Here is a 17615-nt window from a genome sequence, read left to right as displayed (position 1 = left end):
GAAACGGTTTAACCCGTGACCGGTTCGATCCATTTTGTGACCACCGGCGCCTGCCACCGCTCAAGGGCATCGAGCAGGGCGCCGGGGTTCTCTTCCAGCAGCAGCATCTGGCTGTGCTCGGCTTTCATGAAGCCTTCTTTCACCCCGTGCTCGAACAGGCTGCGCAGCGGCGCGAAGAAGTTCGCCGTGTTCAGGCAGGCCACGCCTTTGCTGTGTTCGCCCAACTGGGTCAGGGTCATCACTTCCAGCAACTCTTCAAAGGTGCCCAGGCCGCCGGGCAGGGCGATGAACGCGTCGGCCATTTCGCTCATGCGCGCTTTGCGGCTGCGCATGTCGTCGGTGACCTCATAGCGGCTGAGGCCTGGGTGCATGTGCCCCAGGTCATGCAGCAAGCGCGTGATCACGCCGACCACTTCGCCGCCTTCGGCGAGTGCGCTCTCGGCGATCACGCCCATCAAGCCTTTGGCGCTGCCGCCGTAGACGAGGCGGATGCCACGCCGGGCGATTTCACGGCCCAAGGCCTTGGCATCTTCAGCGTAACGCGGGTCAGTACCGAAGTTGGAACCGCAGAAAATCGTAAGGCTGCGCATGGTCGATCCTGAGAGTTAGGGGCAAGCACCGCAGTGTCGCGCCGGATGGCCTGCCTGGCCAGTACCAAGCGGCGGTTGGATGACTAGGCCATCAGGCATTCCAGAATGCGTTGGCCCAGGGCCTCGGAGCGGGCCTGGGAGTCGATATTGGCAAAGCCCAGCAGTAAGCCGGGGCCGGTTTGCTGATGGATACTCCATTCACTCAAGGCTTCCGCGTAGATGCCCGCGCTCGCCAATTTTGCCACCAGCAAACGGTCTGACTGCGACGCCTTGAGCCGCAGAATCAAGTGCATGCCGCCAGGCTGCGTATCAATGCAAATATGCTCGCCCAGCACCTTACGCAGGCCCGCCGCCGTGGCTTCGCGGCGTTCACCATAGAGCTTGCGCATGCGCTGGATATGCCGGGCGAAATGGCCCTCAGCCATAAAGCTGGCGAGGATGGCCTGGGTCAGCTCGGGGCTATTGCCGAGGAAGGTCTGGCTGACCTGTTCAAAGCGCGCCACTTGGGCCGCAGGTACCACCAGATAGGCCAGGCGAATACCGGGGAACAGCACTTTGCTGAAGGTGCCGGCATAGACCACACGGCCGTCGCGGTCGAGGCTTTTCAGTGCGGGCAACGGGCGGCTGACGTAGCGGTACTCGCCGTCGTAATCGTCCTCGATGATCCAGGCCTGCTGGCGGCTGGCCCACTCCAGCAAGTTCAGCCGGCGTGGCAATGACAGCGATACGCACAGAGGGCTTTGGTGGGCCGGCGTGACAATCACGGCGCGGGCGTCCCCGAGTTGCTGCACGCACAGGCCGTCCTGATCCACGGGGACCGGGCGGGTTTTAATCTGTAAGTGCGCCAGCAGCGGGTACGTTGGCCGATAGCCGGGGTCTTCCACCTGCACGGTGTCGCCAGGCTTGAGCAAGGCGTGGGTGATCAGGCCGAGGCTGTTGCGATAGCCCGCCGTGACGAAGATTTGCTCCGGCGCGCAGTCAATGCCCCGGGCCACTTGCAGGTAACTGGCAATCGCCGTGCGTAATGCGGGCAAGCCCTGCACCGGTGGGTTGGCCATGTCCGCCAGTTGCGTGGCGCGTACACAGCGGGCGGCGATTTTCGCCCAGATCTTGCGCGGAAACGCATCGAGCGCGGGCAGGCCCATCTGGAACGGCAGCACCGGTTGCTGTTGCCGTGCAGCCTGGTAAGGCGCGATCACTGCGCGGGCGGGCAGGGTGGTTTGCACGCCTCTGGCAACGACAGTGCCCGCCTGGCCACGGGGCTCGATGTAGCCTTCGGCCGTGAGCAGGGCGTAGGCATTGTCGATGGTGCCGCGTGCCAGCCCCAACTCCTTGGCCAGCGCCCGCGCGGCGGGAATGCGCTCGCCGGGCTTGAGCAAACCATCGGCAATCGCCCTGCGAAAGCGCCAATAGAGCTGACGGTAGATAGGTTCGGCGGCGGCGGGGTCCAGCGGTGGCAGGGTTTGCATGGGGCACGTTTATCCAGGTCGCGGCGGGCTTCACTCTAACGGCTTCATGACCCAGGCAACAGTGCCATAAATGCGCCTAAGGGCTAGGCCATCATGGTCCAGGTATCAGGCGCAGTCATGGCTCTTCAGGGGTGAGCCATGGCGGACCACACTGGCCCCTTCACTCAACCCCTACAGGATTCATCATGACCACTCGCCTCGATTACACCCAAGCATCCCCGGAAGGCTACAAGGCTTTTGGCGGCGTTTATGTCTACCTGCAAAACAGCGGCCTGCCCAAGGCGCTGATCGACCTGGTTTACCTGCGCGTCTCGCAAATCAACGGCTGCGCCTTCTGCATCGACATGCACTCGCGGGACTTGCTTAAACAAGGCCTGGCCGTGGACAAGCTGGTGCTGGTGCCGGTGTGGCACGACGCCCGTAATGTATTCACCCCCCGCGAGCGCATTGCCCTGGCCTTCGCCGAGGCCGTGACCCGCAACGCTGTTTCGGACGCAGACTATGCAACCGCTGCCGCTGAGTTCAGTGCCAAAGAACTCGCCGACCTGACCTACGGCATCGCCCTGATGAATGCCTTCAATCGCCTCGGCATTACCTTCCGCACCACTCCAGCAGCGGCGAGCTGAAACATTGCGCGATAAGGCAATTTAATGGCCCCTTTGTAACAAAATTCTCGCCAGAATCACTTTTATTTTCAGGTGGTTAGGTGAGGAAGCAAATGCGCACTGTTGGAATCATGCTGATCGCCTGCTCGTTGGCGGGCGGCGCGGCTGCCGTGCAGGCACGGGAGCTGCGCGAGGGTGACAAGTACATGTGCAGTTGGGGCGCCGGCACTGCCGCAAGGGCCCAGGAACTCAAGCTGTCGGGCGTGTCACTGTATGCCGCGCGGCAAAAGATCCAGACCATCAAGTTCACCAAGTCGTGGATGCGCATGATGGCCATGGGTATCACCGAGCAGACTTACGACAGCCATTCGCGGTTAAAGCCGGAGGTGATTCGCCAAAGTTTTTATCAGGATTGCCTGCGCTATAAAGTGGCGCGTAAATAAAAAGAGGTCAGTGGTTAAATCAATAAGTTTCAGCGCTTTAACCACTGTTTTTTATCAATTGAACGCATGTCACGTATCAGTAACGATCATAAGTCGTCAGGCAGGCCTGGTTATACACTGCGCCTGGCAAGTTGATGACTATCAACAGCCACTAACTAAAATAACTTAATAGTGAAGGCAGACTGAACGATGATTGTGGTTATTGCGGCGCACCCCGAATTAAATAGATCGGTTATGAATAAAAGCCTGTTGGAAGGCGTGTCCGGTGTGCAACCTGTTGAGGTGGTCGACCTCTATGAGCGCTACCGGCACGCCACCTTCGCCGGTTTGCCGGATACGCTGCTGGCAGAGGATCGCCTGAAACTCGCCGATGCCAGCGCAATCGTGCTGCAGTTTCCGTTCTACTGGTACTCGATGCCCAGCCTGTTGAAACAGTGGCTGGATGATGTGTTGTTGAATGGCTGGGCGCACCATGGCGGCGTCGAGGGCAAGCATTACGCCTTGGCCGGCAAGCCGTTATTGGTGGCGTTGACCACCGGCGGTGCGCAGCGCTCGTATGGGCCGGCGGGTTATAACATGCATTGGCTGTCGGACTTTATGCCGGCCTTTGTACAAACTGCACGCACCTGCAAGATGCACTTTGTCGAACCGTTTTATGTGCACGCCGACACGTTTGACCCTGTCGCAACACCACGCGAATATCTGCTGCGAGTGCTCTCGCTAAACAAATGATCAACGTGTTCCCTTAAAACAATGCCTGGCCGTCTCGAACGTCGGGTCAAATACCCGCCTGTCGTGCCCCTGCAAGCACCGGCCAGTGCAAAATCTGCGTAAGCCCGTCCAACTTTGCCCGGGCGCCACTGACCATACTGGCGCCAGGTAAACGAAGAGGCACAAGCCATGACTGATTACGTAATCACCCCCGCACAAACCCCATCCCTGGCAATTTCGGGCAGCGACGCGCGCTTTCCACTGCGCCGCGTGTTCTGCGTGGGCCGTAACTACAGCGAACACGCCCGGGAAATGGGGCACGACCCGGACCGCGAGCCACCCTTCTTTTTTATGAAACCGGCAGATGCGGTGGTATCGGCCGAAGGTGTGATCGCCTATCCGCCATTGACCGCCGACCTGCACCATGAAGTGGAGCTGGTGGTGGCCATCGGCAAGGGCGGCGTGGATATCAGCCCTGAAGAGGCGTTTTCCCACATCTGGGGTTATGGCGTCGGCATCGATCTGACGCGCCGCGACCTGCAAGCCCAGGCGAAAAAGCTCTCGCGGCCGTGGGAATGGGCCAAAGCGTTTGATGAATCGGCGCCGACCCTTGCCTTGCAACCCGTGAGCGCAGTCGGGCACCCCTCCACCGGGAAAATCTGGCTGAAGGTCAATGGCGAACAGCGCCAGGTTGGCGACCTGGCTGACCAGATCTGGTCCGTCAGCGAGGTGATCAGCCATGCCTCGAAATCGGTAGCCCTCAAGCCTGGCGACCTGATCTTCACCGGCACGCCCGCAGGTGTCGGCGTATTGCAGTCAGGGGATGTGGTCAGCGCCGGTATCGAAGGGCTGGGCGAGTTGAGTTTCACCCTGAGCCAGGGTTGAGGCTAAAGTGGTGCCCAGGCCATTCGAGAAACCGTTATGCCAGGCACCCGCGTCACCACTTATGGCATGGAGCAACGCAGCGACCGCCCCGACTTCTACATCCGCGACAAACGCGGGCGGGCGGCGCTGACCAGCCCTCATCGGCATGAGTACTTCCAGATCCAGATCAACCTCGGCGGCGACACCGTGCAACATATCGGTGGCGCCGTACGGCCGTTTCCGCGCAAAGCCCTGGCGTTTATCCTGCCCCATCGCCTGCACGTGATTCCCCATCCCGAAGACGGTGAGTTCATGCTGATCAACTTCAGCCAGGCTTTCTTTCTGCCGCAATTGACGTGTGATCCGCTGGACCTGGAGGACATCCCCATTGGCCAGGCGCCGGAACTGTCGCCGTTTCGCTTCCAGGAACAGCTGGATTTCATCCTCGACGACGAGGCGTTCGACGAAGTGCAAACCTGGCTGGCGCATATGCGCACCCTGGATGCCCAGCGCACTTTCGGCGCCCGCGAGCGGCTCAAGGGTTACCTGTTTCAACTGATTGGCCTGGTGTGTGAGCGCTATGCCGAACCGCTGCAGGCGTTCGCCGCCAACAATGCAACGCGGCGCGGGCGCAAAGACGCGCTGGCGCGGGTGCAGAGCTATATCCGCGAACATGTGCACGAGCCCACGCTGAACCTGACCGACGCGGCTGCCGCCGCCTTTCTGTCGCCAAACTACCTGACCCACCTGCTGCGCAAGGAAACCGGCAAGCCATTTTCCCAGCTGGTACTGGACCGGCGCATGCAACTGGCGCGCACCTTGTTGCTCAACAGTGAGCAGATGATTGGCGTGATTGCCACGCGTTGCGGGTTTACCGACGAAGCGTACTTTTCCCGCTGTTTCCGCAAAGCCCATGGTCTGGCACCGGGGCAGTTTCGTCGACAGCAACGGGCTGTTCAGTGACTGGGGGAGGCATTGCCGGTGAAGATATCGCCTGATCTGGCGCTATCGCAGGCAAGCCAGCTCCCACAGGAGGCGTCGTGCGGGGCACTCTTGCGCCAGTAATGAAGTTCCAGTGTGGGAGCTGGCTTGCCTGCGAAGACGGCGGTACTACCCATAGAAACGTTTCCTGACCTACCGCTGTCGCAGCGTCGCGCAAGCTCGACAGGCCCTCCATTAAATCCCCAATATCCTGCCGAGCCGGTTTGTCCTCTCAACCCGGTTTTTACAAATCCACGACAATCGTTATGTTTCTATTTGCATACAATTGCGTCCCTCACCCTGGAGGCTCGTATGCACATGTTGATTCGCGTGGCGACCGAGGACGACGTCGACACGCTCTTTGCCATCCGCACTTCGGTGCAGCAAAACCATTTGAGCCGCGAGCAATTGGCCGGCTTGGGCATCACGCCGCAGGTGCTGGCTGAGGGTATTCGTGAAGCGCCTTGTGTATGGATCGCCGAAGTTGACGGCCAGCCTGCAGCGTTCTCCATGGCTGATCTTGCACAAGGCGAGGTGTTTGCGATGTTTGTGCGGCCTGCCTACGAGGGCCTGGGGCTGGGGCGTCAGCTGATGGCGGTAACCGAGGCGGCCTTGTTCGAACGCCATGAAACGCTGTTCCTGATTACCGATGGGCGCGAAGAGATCCGCGCCAACGGATTTTACCGGCGCTTGGGTTGGGCCCTGGAAGACCGCGTTGACGGCGACGACGTGCGTTATCGCAAGAGCAGGGCGAGCTAGTGCCATGAACCCGCCAGAGCCACCAGCGTCCGACAAATCGCGCTACTACGTGATCGGGGTGGTGTGCGTCGCGGTTCTGCTCGGGGCCTATTTTGTGCGGCTCAATGCCCAGGTTGATCGCCAGCGTGAAGAAGCCGCTGAACGGCTGACGCTGTGCCGGCAAGTTGAAAATATTGCGCGTGCTGCACTACCTGGCGGCCTTGAACCCGGCGATGCGTGCAAGGAATTGAAAGAACGGTATTCCAATACAACAGCGCCATAACAGGTAATAACCTTGTTTTAATAAGGGAAATGAAACGGCTTAGTGCAAGGGGTTATAACCCCAAGTTGCACCAAAAAGTGGCATTAAACCTGTCGGCTTCCTTAAAAAACGTGTGGTTATTGAATGACTTACGCCGTTTTTAATCCGACGAAAGGATTTAAATGGTCTTGTTACAGGTTATGACAATCGATATGATGCCCGGGCGTTCACCTCCCACGGTTTATGCATTTTTAAATCCCAAGTTTCCATCAGCTACTTGGGATTTTTTTTGCCCGGAGTTTGACCCCGGCGTCAAACTTCGCTGTCGGCAAACTCCGCGCGCATACGGCCATTGCGTTTGGCCTGATACAACAATTTGTCCACGGCCTCGACAAACCCGAGCATGTCGCTGTCGGGCGTTACGGTCCGGGTGCCGACCCCAAGGCTCAAGGTCAGGAGCTTGGACACCGGGGAAAAACCGTGCTCAATCTGCTGCTGGCAGATCAGATGCAGGCAGCGCCGCGCGACCTGCCGGGCTGAGGCAGCATCGGTTTCCGGCAGCAACCACACAAACTCCTCACCACCAATGCGCGCAATGAAGTCCCGTGGCCGGTTGGCCGCCTGGGACAAGGTGCGCGCCACTTGGCGCAAGGCTTCATCGCCCTTGATATGCCCGTAGTGGTCGTTGTACTGCTTGAAAAAATCGATATCGAGGATGATCAACGACAGTGGCAATTGGCTGCGCTGGGCGCTGGCCCACTCGCGCTCCAGCACAGTGTCGAACATGCGACGGTTGGCGATGCCGGTGAGGCCGTCCTGGAAGGAGTATTCCTCCAGCTGTTTTTGCAGGCGGATCAGGTGCTCTTCGGTCTTCTTGCGTTCGCTGATATCAAACATAAAGCCGATCAGCGCTTGCACTTCGCCGTCCTTGCGCACCACGTGCACCACGTCGCGAATCCACACATAGTCGCCATTGGCGGTCAGCGCGCGGTAATCGGCCTCGTGGTCCACCCCGGCACGGGACTGCGACACGCAGAAATTCACCACGTATTCACGGTCGTCCGGGTGCATGCGTTCGACCCAGTCATCCACGCTGACCCAGCTTTGCGGGGTCCAGCCCAGCAGCGTTTCGATCTGCGGGCCGATGTAGCTGAAGGTCATGGTTTGCCAGTCGATGCGCCAGGGAATGGCCTTGGTCGATTCCAGCAGCGTTTTGTACACGTCACTGTCGGGCGGGCTCGGGGGGGCGATGCTCATGGAAGGTGGCTCGTGAGAAGGCAAAGAGCCATGAGCCTCTTGCGATCCGTGGCTTGAGTCAAGCCCTCCAAAGACGGCCGGACGAGAGGTCGCGCGCCTGGTTTCTGGCGCCAGCGCACCAGCGTTTTCAGGGCAAAATGAGGCGCAGGTATCACTTTTGAATTAATTGTTCAGTAGCAGGCAAAACCTTATCTATTCTGGTTGCATCACACCGACAGGGTAGAACCCAGGGACGGGGGCTTTATCATGATTTCCATCACCGAACTTAACCAGATAATGGCCTCGGGCTTTCTGCCGCTGTCCTGCGACTGCAGCCTGAACAGCGACGGCTCGTTGCGCATCTGCGTGTTTGAGCCGACGTCCGGCCGTGTCGATCTGCTGCTCACCCGGGTTTCGCCCCAGGGTCTGGACAGCATCCGTTCCATCTCAAACCTGATTGGCGAACTGCGCACCGAGCTCAAGGCTGGGCGGCGTGGTTTTGCGGCGGTGGGTTAGCTGTTGGCGGTGTCTGCCTGGGTCGACACGGCGCCGTAGTAGCGCCAGCAGCAATGCCGGTGTTCCGGCAGGATCACGCAGCCGCTGAGGCTGGCAATCAACAGGGCGGCGACAAGCAGTGTTAGGCGACGGGGCATGATGTTTCCTCTGGGTGGGTGCTGCGTTAACCGTTGAACGCAGCCACCTGCACAAATCCGTCGCAGGCTTTCAAACATTTCATCAAGCGCCGCTATCCCTTGAGCAATACTTCTCTTCGATCCTTCGCGGGAAAATTCTTCACCTTGGCTGCGACGGATTTTTCTGTGCTTGCCGTTCAACCCATCAGAGGCGTGCATTTTCGCCCGCCGCCTGAAGGAGTTGCCATGAGCCCATTGGCCAAATTGCGTTATGCCTTGCTTGTTCCGCTGGCCTTCACCGCGCTTGTCAGCACGCCGAGCTTTGCCGAAACCGAAGTGATCATTCGCCAGGCACCGCCCGCCGAGCGTGTCGAAATCATCCCCGCTGAACGCCCGGGCTATGCCTGGGACCGTGGCCACTGGCGTTGGGAAGGCGGTGCCTACGCGTGGGTGCCGGGCCACTGGCAAGTGGTTGAACGCGGCGGGCGCTGGGAGCCCGGGCACTGGGAATCCCGTGGCCCGAACTGGGCCTGGCGCGAAGGGCACTGGATTCACTGAACACCCTCTAGCCCCCGGACCGAGTATTACCTGATTGAAAGACACTGATCCGGACGTTGAGCTACTGGAGCGTATCGGCAACAACGAACCTGCAGCCGTCAACGAAATGGTGACGCGCAAACTGCCGCGCCTGCTCTCGCTCGCCAGCCGGCTGCTGGGGGATGCCGATGAGGCCAGGGACGTGGCCCAGGAGAGTTTCCTGAAGATCTGGCGCCACGCGGCCAACTGGCGTGCGGGAGAGGCGCGTTTCGACACTTGGCTGCACCGCGTGGCGCTCAACCTGTGCCATGACCGTTTGCGCCGCCGCAAGGAACGCCCGCTGGACGAGGACGAGGTGCTTGAGCTGGCGGACAGCGCACCGTCCCCGGAAGAACAGTTGGAAACGGCCGACCGCAGTGCGAGGATGGCCGCCGCCGTGGCGGCCTTGCCCGAGCGCCAACGCGAAGCCATTGTGCTGCAGTACTACCAGGAGCTGTCGAACATCGACGCCGCGGCCCTGATGAACATCAGCGTCGAGGCACTGGAGAGCCTGCTGTCGCGGGCCCGACGCCAGTTGCGCAGCCAACTTGCCGACACACCCGGGCTCGCCCGCCAGGGAAGGGGAAAATCATGACACCTGAACGATTTGCGCAGTTGGCCTCCGCCTACGGCGCCCGCTTGAATCGCTGGCCCGTTGCCGAGCGGGCCTCGGCCCAGGCGCTGCTCGACAGCGGTAATGCCAGCGCCCGTGAGGCGCTGCGCGAAGCGAGCTGGCTGGACACTCACCTGGACAGTTACGAACTGGCCCTGGCCGACCCGGCGCTGGCGCGGCAGATTCGCCAGTCGGCGCCGCGACGCGGGTCATTCTGGTCGCGCTATGCCAGTTGGCTGTCGCCCGCAGGCCTGGTCGGCGCAGGCATTGCCGGCATCGCCGCCGGGGTGCTGGTGGCCTCGTTGAGCGCGCCGCTGCCGATGTTGTCATCCGAAGTGCTGCCCAGCGTCTTCGATCAGGGCGACGCTGACGTCGTCTTCACCGTCAACGCCGAGGAAACCGAGCAATGATCCCAAAAAACCTCAAACCCTGGTTGGTCGTTTCGGTATTGCTCAATGTGTTTTTGATCGGTGGCGTGGGCGGTGGCCTTTATCACTGGATGGCGATGGCCAAACCTGCCGAAGCGGTGGTCAACCAACATGGTCTGCGCCAGGCGATGATCAAGTTGCCGGCGCAGCGGCGCAAGGAATTGCGCGAGCTGCTGCGCCATAACCGTTCCGACAGCCAGCCGCTGATCATGGCCGGCCGCGAGGCGCGCCTGGGTGTGATCAAGCAACTGGAAGCACCGACGCTGGATCGCGATGCGCTGGTGGCGCAATTGGCCAAGGCGCGTGAGGCTGACGCATCGCTGCGGGCGATGGTGGACGGCACCCTGGCGCAGTTTGCGAGCAATTTGCCCCAGGATGAGCGGCAAAAACTGGTGGAGGCGCTGTACCAGCGCGGGCAGGCCAAAGTTAAAGAAAAATTCATCCAGACGGCGGGGAATAAACCCCGTTCATAAGCCGTTAAGCCCGCACAACCTCTAAGGAAGTGCGTGTATGCCGGCTGCTAAAAAGAAACAGGCTTTTGATTTTTCCTGTGGGGCTGCTTCGTTGTTGTGCGCGGCTGTCGAGCTGGACGCTACGTTGCCCGGCGGGCTATCGGCGACGGATGCGTTGCGCACCAATATGTGTGAGGTCGAGCTGTACAAGCTGACTTCCGGGGCGCTGACCGGCGGGGTGGTCAAGCCGTTTGATCCGACGAAGGCCGGGTATTCGTACCCGCACAGTGTGGCGTTGGCGGCGCGGTCGCTGGGGTTGAATGTGACCATTTACATGGAGGGTTTTTTGGCGACGGCGTTGGCGACGTTGTATCCGGCATGTGAAGAGTTGTGTGTGAAGGCGGGGTTTCCGGTGATTCACGGGGCACCACCGCCGATGGCGGCGAACCGTCGGGCGCTGTGTGTGGTGACGACGTTTGTGGTGGGGCTGCATTATGTGATGTTGCGCCCGGGCGGGGATTTCATGGACCCGGCGGATGGGGATAACCATGATAATTTCAAGACGATGAATACGTGGTCGAAGGTGTATTCGCAGACGGGGATTACGTTGGTGCTGGAGAAGGAGGTGGTGGTTTAGGCGCGAGCTTCCAGGCAGGCGCAGTCTTCAAGGCTGGTGCAGTGTTGGAGCTAAGTAGATCCCCTGTGGGAGCTGTCGAGCTTTAGCGAGGCTGCGAAGGGGCCAGTGTGGTCACCACACCCTTTGTGCCGGCCACCTGTTTTGGAACGAGTACATATCCATTCCTGCGGTAACGGCTGAAATAGGTTCCGCCCTTACGGCGGCTCACTTTTGGAAAGACCGGAATGCCGGCCCAGCCAAAAGTAAGCAAAAGGTCTTCGCCCCACCACTCGGCACCTCGCTCACGCTCGGTGTGCCCGCACTCAGGCTTGAATCCGTGGGCCGCCGCCATGGGCCATCCCTGGCCCATCGCGGCTAACCCGGCGTCCTGCCGGGTTGCCCACGGCTTCAAGCCTGCGTGCGGCCAGCGTGGTTAACGGGGCGCCTCAGATCAAGATCAAAATCTAAAGCAAGGCGGCCTGGTAGCCGACCTGAGTGGTTGGATCAAAAGCGCTGTTTTTTTCTAGAGCAGATTGCGATCTCCCTGTGGTAATGGAGATCCAAAATGTATGGAGATCCAACTGTGGGAGCGGCGGTGCGACGATTCGACTTGCTCGCGAATGCGGAGTATCAGTCAACAAATTAATAGGCTGACCCACCGCATTCGCGAGCAAGCCCGCTCCCACATTTCTGACCGAGTCAAACTTCAATACCTTCACAGATCTGCTTTTCTGTGGGAGCTGGCTTGCCTGCGATGCAGTCACCTCGGTGTCACTCCCCTCCAAAAATCCCCACCACTTCCTTCCTCAACCACAAATGCCTCGGGTCCTTCTGATTCCGCGCATGCCAATGGTGCTTCAAGCTGTACGGCGGTATCTCCACCGGCGGCTCAATCATCCTGACCGCCGAATGTTTCTCATAGATATGCGCCACCGACCTCGGCATCACTGCAATCAAATCCGACCGTTCGATAATCGCCGACATGCTCATGTAGTGAGACATCTGCACCACGATTTTCCTCTCGATCCCTTGCTCCGCCAGAAAGCTCTCGTACATCTCCTGGCTGCGGCTGCCGTCGCGCACTTGCAGGTGTTCCAGTGTGCAGAATTCTTCCATGCTCAGTTGCGGGCCCGTGATGCGGTGGTGGCGGCCGATGAGGCAGACGAGGTCGTGGGAGAACAGGCGTTGCTGGTAGATGTTCGGGGCGTCGAGGTCGGGGAAGTAGCCCAGGGCCGAGTCGACGCGGCCTTCGCGCAGGGCGTCGTGGAGGTCTTTGGGGCCGAGGCTCAGGCAGTGGATTTTGGCGTGGGGCGCGGCGCTGCGCAGGCGGTCGAAGAGGGCGGGGAGGAAGACCACTTCGCCGATTTCGCTCAGGCAGAAGGTGAAGGTTTCGCGGCTTTGTGCGGGGTCGAAGGTGGGGCTGGGGAGGATTTCCTGGTCGATGGTGGCGATCACTTCGCGGGTGCGTTCCACGATGCTGCGCGCCCTCGGGGTGGGTTCCATGGCGGTGCCGCTGCGCACGAACAAGGGGTCGCCGAGGGAGTGGCGCAGGCGCGACAGCGCGGCGCTGGCGGCGGGTTGGCTGATGCCCAGGCGCTTGGCGGCGGCGGTGACGTTGCCGCAGTCGTGAATGGCCAGCAAAACGCGTAACAGGTTCAGATCCGTGCGCATGACTATAACCAAATCAAATAGATTGAATAACCAGAATTTGCTTCTGCTATTTGTGCCCGACGACGAGGATTGTGTCCAGACAAGAATAAAACCAAGAGGCACCTTCATGATCAATCTGCATGACATCCGCTATGTGCGTCTGGGCACGGCGGACCTCGCCCAGGCCAAGTTGTACGCCACGCAGATGCTCGGTCTGCAAGTGGCGCGCGAGGCCAGCGGCGCTATCTACTTTCGGTCCGACAGCCGCGACCACACCCTGTGCTACTACGAAGGCGACCCGCGCGAAACCACCACCGCGTTTGAAGTCACCAGCCTTGGCGAACTCGACCACGCCGCGCAGTTGCTCGAAGACCACGGTTTTGCCGTGCGCCATGGCAGCCGTGAAGCGGCCGAGGTGCGCCACGTCAACGAGCTGATTCAATTTCGCGATCCCAGCGGCAATAACATTGAGCTGGTGCTGCGCCCGCATGCCAGTGGCAGCCGTTATTTTGCGACGCGTGACGCCGGCATCACCGGCTTCAGCCATATCGGTTTGCGCACCACCGATGCCAAGCGCGACGAGGTGTTTTGGACCACGCTGGCCAACGCCCGCGTCAGTGACCGCATCGGCGAAGCGCCGCTGCTGCGCATCGATGAGGTGCATCACAAGATCGCGCTGTTCCCCTCCAGCCATGCCGGCGTGCAGCACATCAACCATCAGGTCGAAAGCATCGATGACGTGATGCGCGCCTGGTATTTCCTCAAGGAACGCGGCATCAGGATTCTGTTCGGGCCGGGCCGCCACCCCACGTCGGGAGCGATGTTCCTGTACTTCGAAGGGCCGGACGGCATGACCTACGAATACTCCACCGGTGTAAGCCATATCGCCCCGGAAGATGACGCCACGCACCAGCCCCGGCAGTTTCCGCTGGTCACCAGCTCGTTCTGTGCCTGGGGTTCCAAACCCGACATTCCGGAGTTCAAGGCATGAGCCGCGCAAGCCAACACGCTGAGGTGCGGGTGGCCGCGCGCGCCCTGGCCAACGCCGGTTTTGTGCACGCCTACGGGCATTGCAGCCTGCGCCTGGATGCCGGGCATTTTCTGGTGTGCGCGGCCAAACCCATGGGCCTGATCCGGCCCGGCGAGCCCGGCACCGTGGTGCCGGTGCACGGCCCGCTGCCGGAAGGGGTGTTGGGCGAAGTGCGCATCCATCAGCAAATTTACCGGCGTCGCCCGGACGTCAACGCGGTGATCCGCAGCATGCCGAGGCAGGTGATGAGCCTGTCGTGCGCCGGGCTTACGCCCAAGTTGCGCCACGGCATGGGCGCCTATTTCAAGGACGGCGTGCCGCTGTGGGATGACCCGCAACTGCTGCGCGACGACACGCAAGCCGCTGCCCTTGCCGAACACCTCGGCCACTCCCAGGCCCTGGTGATGCGCGGCAATGGCGCCATCGTGGTCGGCGGTTCCCTGGTGGAAGCCCTGACGTTGGTGTTCTACCTCGAAGACGCCGCGCGCATCGAACTGCAATTGCTCGCTGCCGGCGTGGCAGACACAGCGCCGCTGTTAAGCCTTGAAGAAGCCCGCCAGCGCGCCACCAACAGCGGCCGAATCTTCGAACGCATGTGGGACTACCTCACCGCCGGCGACGCCGAGCTGAACCTGATAACAAGAGAAGAGCGCTAACCATGACACAGCACTTTCATAACTTTATCGACAACAAATGGGTCGAGGGCGTACGTACCTTCGACAACCGCAACCCGGCCGACAACAGCGTGATTGGTCAAATTCATGAGGCCGGTCGCGAGCAAGTCGACGCCGCCGTCAAGGCCGCGCGCGCCGCGCTGAAGGGGCCGTGGGGCCAGTTGACCATCGCCCAGCGCACCGCCTTGCTGCACAAGGTCGCCGACGGCATCGAACAGCGCGCTGAAGAGTTCGTCGCCGCGGAAATCGCCGACACCGGCAAGCCGCACGCGCTGGCCAGTCACCTGGATATCCCGCGCGGCGCGGCCAACTTCAAGGTGTTCGCCGACCTGATCCGCAACGTGCCCACCGAAAGCTTCACCATGGACACCCCCGACGGCGGCAAGGCGGTCAACTACGCCGTGCGGAACCCGCGCGGCGTGATTGGCGTGATCTGCCCGTGGAACCTGCCCTTGTTGCTGATGACCTGGAAAGTCGGCCCGGCGCTGGCCTGCGGCAATACCGTGGTGGTCAAGCCGTCGGAAGAAACCCCGGCCACCGCCACCTTGCTCGGCGAAGTGATGCGCGACGCCGGTGTGCCGCCAGGCGTGTACAACGTGGTGCACGGCTTTGGCGAGAACTCGGCGGGCGCCTTCCTCACCGAACATCAAGGCGTGGATGGCATCACCTTCACCGGCGAAACCGGCACCGGCGAGGCCATCATGAAAGCCGCGGCCAAGGGCGTGCGCCCGGTGTCGCTGGAGCTGGGCGGCAAGAACGCCGGGGTGATTTTTGCCGATGCGGACCTCGACAAAGCCGTGGCCGGCATTGCCCGCGCGGTGTTCGAAAACAGCGGCCAGGTGTGCCTCGGCACCGAACGCGTCTACGTGCAACGGCCATTGTTTGACGCGTTTGTCGCCGCCCTCAAGGTGCGCGCCGAAGCCATCAAGGTCGGCCCGCCGAACGCCCCGGGCGTGACCATGGGCCCGCTGGTTTCCGTCGGCCATCGGCAAAAAGTATTGAGCTATTACGCGCAGGCGGCCAAAGACGGCGCCACCGTTGTGACCGGCGGCGGCATCCCGGACATGCCCGCCGAGCTGGCCGAAGGCGCCTGGGTACAGCCAACCATTTGGACCGGCTTGAGCGAAGACTCCTCCGTGATCCGCGAAGAAATCTTCGGGCCGTGCTGCCACATCGCGCCCTTCGACGATGAAGACGAAGTGGTGCGCCTGGTCAACGACACGCCTTACGGCCTCGCCGCCAGCGTGTGGACCACAAACCTGCAAGTCGCCCACCGCATGGGCGCGGCGCTGGACGTGGGCATCTGCTGGATCAATTCGTGGTTCCTGCGCGACCTGCGCACCGCGTTCGGCGGCGCCAAGCAATCCGGCATCGGCCGCGAAGGCGGGGTGCATTCCCTGGAGTTCTACACCGAGCTGCGCAACGTGTGCATCCGCCTGTGAGTACCGTCATGACCCACCTCAACCACCTCGGCGCGCAGTTGCATCAGGCGTTGACCGACAAGAAACCCTTGGCGCCGTTAACCGAGCAATTCCCCGAATTGACCGTGGCCGAGGCCTACCAGATCCAGTTGGCGATGCTGCAACCGCGTCTCGACGCCGGGCAAACCGTGATCGGCAAGAAGATCGGCGTCACCAGCCAAGTGGTGATGAACATGCTCGGCGTGGACCAGCCGGACTTTGGCCACTTGCTCAGCGGCATGCTGGTCAACGACGGTGCCGCGCTGGCCTGCGCGGATTTCATCGCGCCCAAGGCCGAAGGTGAAATCGCCTTTGTGTTGAAGGAAGACTTGATTGGCCCCGGCGTGACCGTCGCCGACGTGCTGCGCGTCACCGCCTATGTGATGCCGTGCTTCGAGATCGTCGACTCACGGATCAAGGACTGGAAAATCAAGATTCAGGATACCGTCGCCGACAACGCGTCCGCCGCCGCATTTGTGCTCGGTGACGGTGTGGCCGACCCGCGTGACATCGACCTGGCCTGCGTCGGCATGACCCTGGAAAAGAACGGCGAAATCGTCGCCACCGGCGCCGGTGCGGCCGCCCTTGGCCACCCGGCGAACGCGGTGGTGTGGCTGGCCAACACCCTCGGCCAACTGGGCATCGCCTTGAAGAAGGGCGAAGTGATCCTGTCCGGCTCCCTGGCCGCCATGGTCCCGGTGCAGCCCGGTGACCAGTTACGCATGAGCCTGGGCGGTATCGGCTCGGCCTCCATCCGATTTGTTTGAAGGGCAACCCCATGAACCTGTCAGTAGCAACCATTGCCGAACTCGCCACCCATTTGGAAAACGCCGAGCTGAACCGTGAGGCCGTGGCCAAGATCACCGATGCCCACCCGGACATGGACTGGGAGGACGCCTACGCAATCCAGAATGCAATTCGCGCCAACAAGGAGGCGCGGGGCGTGCGTATTGTCGGCCTGAAAATGGGCCTCACGTCCTTCGCCAAGATGAAACAGATGGGCGTCACCGAGCCGATTCACGGCTTTATCACCGACTACGGCTCCTGCGCCGACGGCTCGGTGATCGACGTGGATTCGCTGATTCACCCCAAGGTTGAAGCCGAAATTGCCTTCGTGCTCAAGCACCCGCTCAAAGGCCCCGGCGTGCACGTGGGCGATGTCTTGGCCGCCACCGATTTCATCCTGCCGGCGGTTGAAGTGATCGACTCGCGCTATGAAAACTTCCGTTTCGACCTCAAGAGTGTGATCGCCGACAACACCTCGTCCGCACGCTTCGTCACGGGCGGCCAGGCGCGCAGCCCATTGGGCATCGACCTCAAATGCCTGGGCGTGGTGATGGAGAAAAACGGCGAAGTGGTCGCCACCGCTGCCGGTGCCGCCGTACTCGGCCACCCGGCGCAAAGCGTGGCGATGCTCGCCAATATGCTCGCCACCCAAGGCAAGGAACTCCCCGCCGGCACGTTCATCATGACCGGCGGCGTCACCGAAGCCATCGCGGTAGAGGCGGGTGACCAGATCACCGTGCGCTACCAGCACCTGGGCAGCGTTTCCATGCGCTTTGCCTCCCAGTCCAAGTGAGGAACC

Annotated in this window: 23 protein-coding genes; 18 read left to right on the top strand and 5 right to left on the bottom strand. The window is 61.3% G+C overall.

Annotation, left to right across the window (positions count from 1 at the left end; translation table 11 throughout):
- Nucleotides 1–8: 8 nt before the first annotated feature.
- Both AB4P94_RS24975 and AB4P94_RS24970 read right to left on the bottom strand, forming a co-directional pair.
- Entirely contained in the window at nucleotides 9–590 is a 582-nt protein-coding gene (locus tag AB4P94_RS24975) for a TIGR00730 family Rossman fold protein (protein WP_395607968.1), read from the bottom strand.
- Nucleotides 591–673: 83 nt separating this feature from the next.
- Nucleotides 674–2059 (bottom strand): PLP-dependent aminotransferase family protein, encoded by a 1386-nt coding sequence (locus tag AB4P94_RS24970; RefSeq protein WP_395607967.1) that lies wholly within the window; start codon nucleotides 2057–2059, stop codon nucleotides 674–676.
- A 185-nt stretch (nucleotides 2060–2244) separates the two neighbouring features.
- Between AB4P94_RS24970 and AB4P94_RS24965 the strand changes: the two genes are divergently transcribed.
- The 7 genes from AB4P94_RS24965 to AB4P94_RS24935 all read left to right on the top strand — a co-directional run bounded on the left by AB4P94_RS24965 (nucleotide 2245) and on the right by AB4P94_RS24935 (nucleotide 6684).
- A complete protein-coding gene (locus AB4P94_RS24965) occupies nucleotides 2245–2685 on the top strand; it encodes a carboxymuconolactone decarboxylase family protein (RefSeq protein WP_395607966.1) in 441 nt (146 codons plus the stop codon).
- Nucleotides 2686–2777: 92 nt separating this feature from the next.
- A complete protein-coding gene (locus tag AB4P94_RS24960) occupies nucleotides 2778–3107 on the top strand; it encodes a hypothetical protein (RefSeq protein ID WP_395607965.1) in 330 nt (109 codons plus the stop codon).
- A 234-nt stretch (nucleotides 3108–3341) separates the two neighbouring features.
- Nucleotides 3342–3839, top strand: a complete 498-nt coding sequence (locus tag AB4P94_RS24955) for an NAD(P)H-dependent oxidoreductase (RefSeq protein WP_395607964.1) — start codon at nucleotides 3342–3344, stop codon at nucleotides 3837–3839.
- A gap of 168 nt (nucleotides 3840–4007) precedes the next feature.
- A complete protein-coding gene (locus AB4P94_RS24950; RefSeq protein ID WP_395607963.1) occupies nucleotides 4008–4703 on the top strand; it encodes a fumarylacetoacetate hydrolase family protein in 696 nt (231 codons plus the stop codon).
- Nucleotides 4704–4739: 36 nt separating this feature from the next.
- Nucleotides 4740–5645, top strand: a complete 906-nt coding sequence (locus AB4P94_RS24945; RefSeq protein ID WP_395607962.1) for a helix-turn-helix transcriptional regulator — start codon at nucleotides 4740–4742, stop codon at nucleotides 5643–5645.
- A gap of 330 nt (nucleotides 5646–5975) precedes the next feature.
- Entirely contained in the window at nucleotides 5976–6422 is a 447-nt protein-coding gene (locus AB4P94_RS24940) for a GNAT family N-acetyltransferase (RefSeq protein ID WP_395607961.1), read from the top strand.
- Between the two features lie 4 nt (nucleotides 6423–6426).
- Complete coding sequence (locus tag AB4P94_RS24935) at nucleotides 6427–6684, top strand: hypothetical protein (RefSeq protein WP_395607960.1); 258 nt, start codon at nucleotides 6427–6429, stop codon at nucleotides 6682–6684.
- Between the two features lie 291 nt (nucleotides 6685–6975).
- Here the strand turns inward: AB4P94_RS24935 and AB4P94_RS24930 are convergent, their stop codons facing one another.
- Nucleotides 6976–7920, bottom strand: a complete 945-nt coding sequence (locus tag AB4P94_RS24930) for a diguanylate cyclase (protein ID WP_395607959.1) — start codon at nucleotides 7918–7920, stop codon at nucleotides 6976–6978.
- A gap of 246 nt (nucleotides 7921–8166) precedes the next feature.
- Here AB4P94_RS24930 and AB4P94_RS24925 point away from each other — a divergent pair, with 246 nt between their 5' ends.
- Entirely contained in the window at nucleotides 8167–8415 is a 249-nt protein-coding gene (locus AB4P94_RS24925; protein WP_395607958.1) for a DUF1652 domain-containing protein, read from the top strand.
- On the opposite strand, the gene AB4P94_RS24920 is transcribed toward AB4P94_RS24925, so the two are convergent.
- A complete protein-coding gene (locus AB4P94_RS24920; protein ID WP_395607957.1) occupies nucleotides 8412–8552 on the bottom strand; it encodes a hypothetical protein in 141 nt (46 codons plus the stop codon). The two genes, AB4P94_RS24925 and AB4P94_RS24920, sit on opposite strands and share 4 nt — an antisense overlap.
- A gap of 225 nt (nucleotides 8553–8777) precedes the next feature.
- Between AB4P94_RS24920 and AB4P94_RS24915 the strand changes: the two genes are divergently transcribed.
- Genes AB4P94_RS24915 through AB4P94_RS24895 form a run of 5 tightly spaced genes read left to right on the top strand, consistent with a single transcriptional unit; the run spans nucleotide 8778 to nucleotide 11237 of the window.
- On the top strand, nucleotides 8778–9089 hold the full coding sequence (locus AB4P94_RS24915) for a YXWGXW repeat-containing protein (RefSeq protein WP_395607956.1): 312 nt from the start codon (nucleotides 8778–8780) through the stop codon (nucleotides 9087–9089).
- A gap of 34 nt (nucleotides 9090–9123) precedes the next feature.
- Nucleotides 9124–9702 carry an RNA polymerase sigma factor gene (locus AB4P94_RS24910; RefSeq protein WP_395607955.1) on the top strand — a complete coding sequence of 193 codons (579 nt, stop codon included), beginning with the start codon at nucleotides 9124–9126 and terminating at the stop codon, nucleotides 9700–9702.
- Nucleotides 9699–10130: a hypothetical protein gene (locus AB4P94_RS24905; protein WP_395607954.1), complete on the top strand. Its 432-nt coding sequence runs from the start codon at nucleotides 9699–9701 to the stop codon at nucleotides 10128–10130. Before AB4P94_RS24910 ends, AB4P94_RS24905 begins: the two co-directional genes overlap by 4 nt.
- The gene (locus AB4P94_RS24900) at nucleotides 10127–10621 is read left to right on the top strand and encodes a periplasmic heavy metal sensor (RefSeq protein ID WP_395607953.1); all 495 of its coding nucleotides are present in this window, start codon (nucleotides 10127–10129) and stop codon (nucleotides 10619–10621) included. The genes AB4P94_RS24905 and AB4P94_RS24900 overlap by 4 nt, the downstream gene beginning before the upstream one ends.
- Before the next feature lie 37 nt (nucleotides 10622–10658).
- On the top strand, nucleotides 10659–11237 hold the full coding sequence (locus AB4P94_RS24895) for a hypothetical protein (RefSeq protein WP_395607952.1): 579 nt from the start codon (nucleotides 10659–10661) through the stop codon (nucleotides 11235–11237).
- A 750-nt stretch (nucleotides 11238–11987) separates the two neighbouring features.
- Here AB4P94_RS24895 and AB4P94_RS24890 read toward each other — a convergent pair.
- Complete coding sequence (locus tag AB4P94_RS24890) at nucleotides 11988–12887, bottom strand: LysR family transcriptional regulator (protein WP_395607951.1); 900 nt, start codon at nucleotides 12885–12887, stop codon at nucleotides 11988–11990.
- Nucleotides 12888–12993: 106 nt separating this feature from the next.
- On the opposite strand from AB4P94_RS24890, the gene AB4P94_RS24885 reads away from it, so the two are divergent.
- Genes AB4P94_RS24885 through dmpH form a run of 5 tightly spaced genes read left to right on the top strand, consistent with a single transcriptional unit; the run spans nucleotide 12994 to nucleotide 17609 of the window.
- Nucleotides 12994–13857, top strand: coding sequence for a VOC family protein (locus tag AB4P94_RS24885; protein ID WP_395607950.1), 864 nt, complete (start codon nucleotides 12994–12996; stop codon nucleotides 13855–13857).
- Nucleotides 13854–14552: a class II aldolase/adducin family protein gene (locus tag AB4P94_RS24880; RefSeq protein WP_395607949.1), complete on the top strand. Its 699-nt coding sequence runs from the start codon at nucleotides 13854–13856 to the stop codon at nucleotides 14550–14552. The genes AB4P94_RS24885 and AB4P94_RS24880 overlap by 4 nt, the downstream gene beginning before the upstream one ends.
- A 2-nt stretch (nucleotides 14553–14554) precedes the next feature.
- Nucleotides 14555–16012 carry a 2-hydroxymuconic semialdehyde dehydrogenase gene (locus AB4P94_RS24875; protein ID WP_395607948.1) on the top strand — a complete coding sequence of 486 codons (1458 nt, stop codon included), beginning with the start codon at nucleotides 14555–14557 and terminating at the stop codon, nucleotides 16010–16012.
- A gap of 8 nt (nucleotides 16013–16020) precedes the next feature.
- Nucleotides 16021–16797 (top strand): 2-oxopent-4-enoate hydratase, encoded by a 777-nt coding sequence (gene dmpE, locus AB4P94_RS24870; RefSeq protein WP_395607947.1) that lies wholly within the window; start codon nucleotides 16021–16023, stop codon nucleotides 16795–16797.
- A gap of 11 nt (nucleotides 16798–16808) precedes the next feature.
- A complete protein-coding gene (gene dmpH, locus AB4P94_RS24865) occupies nucleotides 16809–17609 on the top strand; it encodes a 2-oxo-3-hexenedioate decarboxylase (protein ID WP_395607946.1) in 801 nt (266 codons plus the stop codon).
- The last annotated feature ends 6 nt before the right edge of the window (nucleotides 17610–17615 follow it).

Origin of the sequence: Pseudomonas sp. B22129 (assembly GCF_044218875.1) — a bacterium.
GTDB lineage: Bacteria > Pseudomonadota > Gammaproteobacteria > Pseudomonadales > Pseudomonadaceae > Aquipseudomonas.
This window is presented reverse-complemented; position numbering and strand designations above follow the sequence as displayed.

Excerpts from the sequence above, each read along its gene's own strand:
- AB4P94_RS24975 (WP_395607968.1), bottom strand. The coding sequence starts at position 590 with ATGCGCAGCCTTACGATTTTCTGCGGTTCCAACTTCGGTACTGACCCG.
- AB4P94_RS24970 (WP_395607967.1), bottom strand. The coding sequence starts at position 2,059 with ATGCAAACCCTGCCACCGCTGGACCCCGCCGCCGCCGAACCTATCTAC.
- AB4P94_RS24965 (WP_395607966.1), top strand. The coding sequence starts at position 2,245 with ATGACCACTCGCCTCGATTACACCCAAGCATCCCCGGAAGGCTACAAG.
- AB4P94_RS24960 (WP_395607965.1), top strand. The coding sequence starts at position 2,778 with ATGCGCACTGTTGGAATCATGCTGATCGCCTGCTCGTTGGCGGGCGGC.
- AB4P94_RS24955 (WP_395607964.1), top strand. The coding sequence starts at position 3,342 with ATGAATAAAAGCCTGTTGGAAGGCGTGTCCGGTGTGCAACCTGTTGAG.
- AB4P94_RS24950 (WP_395607963.1), top strand. The coding sequence starts at position 4,008 with ATGACTGATTACGTAATCACCCCCGCACAAACCCCATCCCTGGCAATT.
- AB4P94_RS24945 (WP_395607962.1), top strand. The coding sequence starts at position 4,740 with ATGCCAGGCACCCGCGTCACCACTTATGGCATGGAGCAACGCAGCGAC.
- AB4P94_RS24940 (WP_395607961.1), top strand. The coding sequence starts at position 5,976 with ATGCACATGTTGATTCGCGTGGCGACCGAGGACGACGTCGACACGCTC.
- AB4P94_RS24935 (WP_395607960.1), top strand. The coding sequence starts at position 6,427 with ATGAACCCGCCAGAGCCACCAGCGTCCGACAAATCGCGCTACTACGTG.
- AB4P94_RS24930 (WP_395607959.1), bottom strand. The coding sequence starts at position 7,920 with ATGAGCATCGCCCCCCCGAGCCCGCCCGACAGTGACGTGTACAAAACG.
- AB4P94_RS24925 (WP_395607958.1), top strand. The coding sequence starts at position 8,167 with ATGATTTCCATCACCGAACTTAACCAGATAATGGCCTCGGGCTTTCTG.
- AB4P94_RS24920 (WP_395607957.1), bottom strand. The coding sequence starts at position 8,552 with ATGCCCCGTCGCCTAACACTGCTTGTCGCCGCCCTGTTGATTGCCAGC.
- AB4P94_RS24915 (WP_395607956.1), top strand. The coding sequence starts at position 8,778 with ATGAGCCCATTGGCCAAATTGCGTTATGCCTTGCTTGTTCCGCTGGCC.
- AB4P94_RS24905 (WP_395607954.1), top strand. The coding sequence starts at position 9,699 with ATGACACCTGAACGATTTGCGCAGTTGGCCTCCGCCTACGGCGCCCGC.
- AB4P94_RS24900 (WP_395607953.1), top strand. The coding sequence starts at position 10,127 with ATGATCCCAAAAAACCTCAAACCCTGGTTGGTCGTTTCGGTATTGCTC.
- AB4P94_RS24895 (WP_395607952.1), top strand. The coding sequence starts at position 10,659 with ATGCCGGCTGCTAAAAAGAAACAGGCTTTTGATTTTTCCTGTGGGGCT.
- AB4P94_RS24890 (WP_395607951.1), bottom strand. The coding sequence starts at position 12,887 with ATGCGCACGGATCTGAACCTGTTACGCGTTTTGCTGGCCATTCACGAC.
- AB4P94_RS24885 (WP_395607950.1), top strand. The coding sequence starts at position 12,994 with ATGATCAATCTGCATGACATCCGCTATGTGCGTCTGGGCACGGCGGAC.
- AB4P94_RS24880 (WP_395607949.1), top strand. The coding sequence starts at position 13,854 with ATGAGCCGCGCAAGCCAACACGCTGAGGTGCGGGTGGCCGCGCGCGCC.
- AB4P94_RS24875 (WP_395607948.1), top strand. The coding sequence starts at position 14,555 with ATGACACAGCACTTTCATAACTTTATCGACAACAAATGGGTCGAGGGC.
- dmpE (WP_395607947.1), top strand. The coding sequence starts at position 16,021 with ATGACCCACCTCAACCACCTCGGCGCGCAGTTGCATCAGGCGTTGACC.
- dmpH (WP_395607946.1), top strand. The coding sequence starts at position 16,809 with ATGAACCTGTCAGTAGCAACCATTGCCGAACTCGCCACCCATTTGGAA.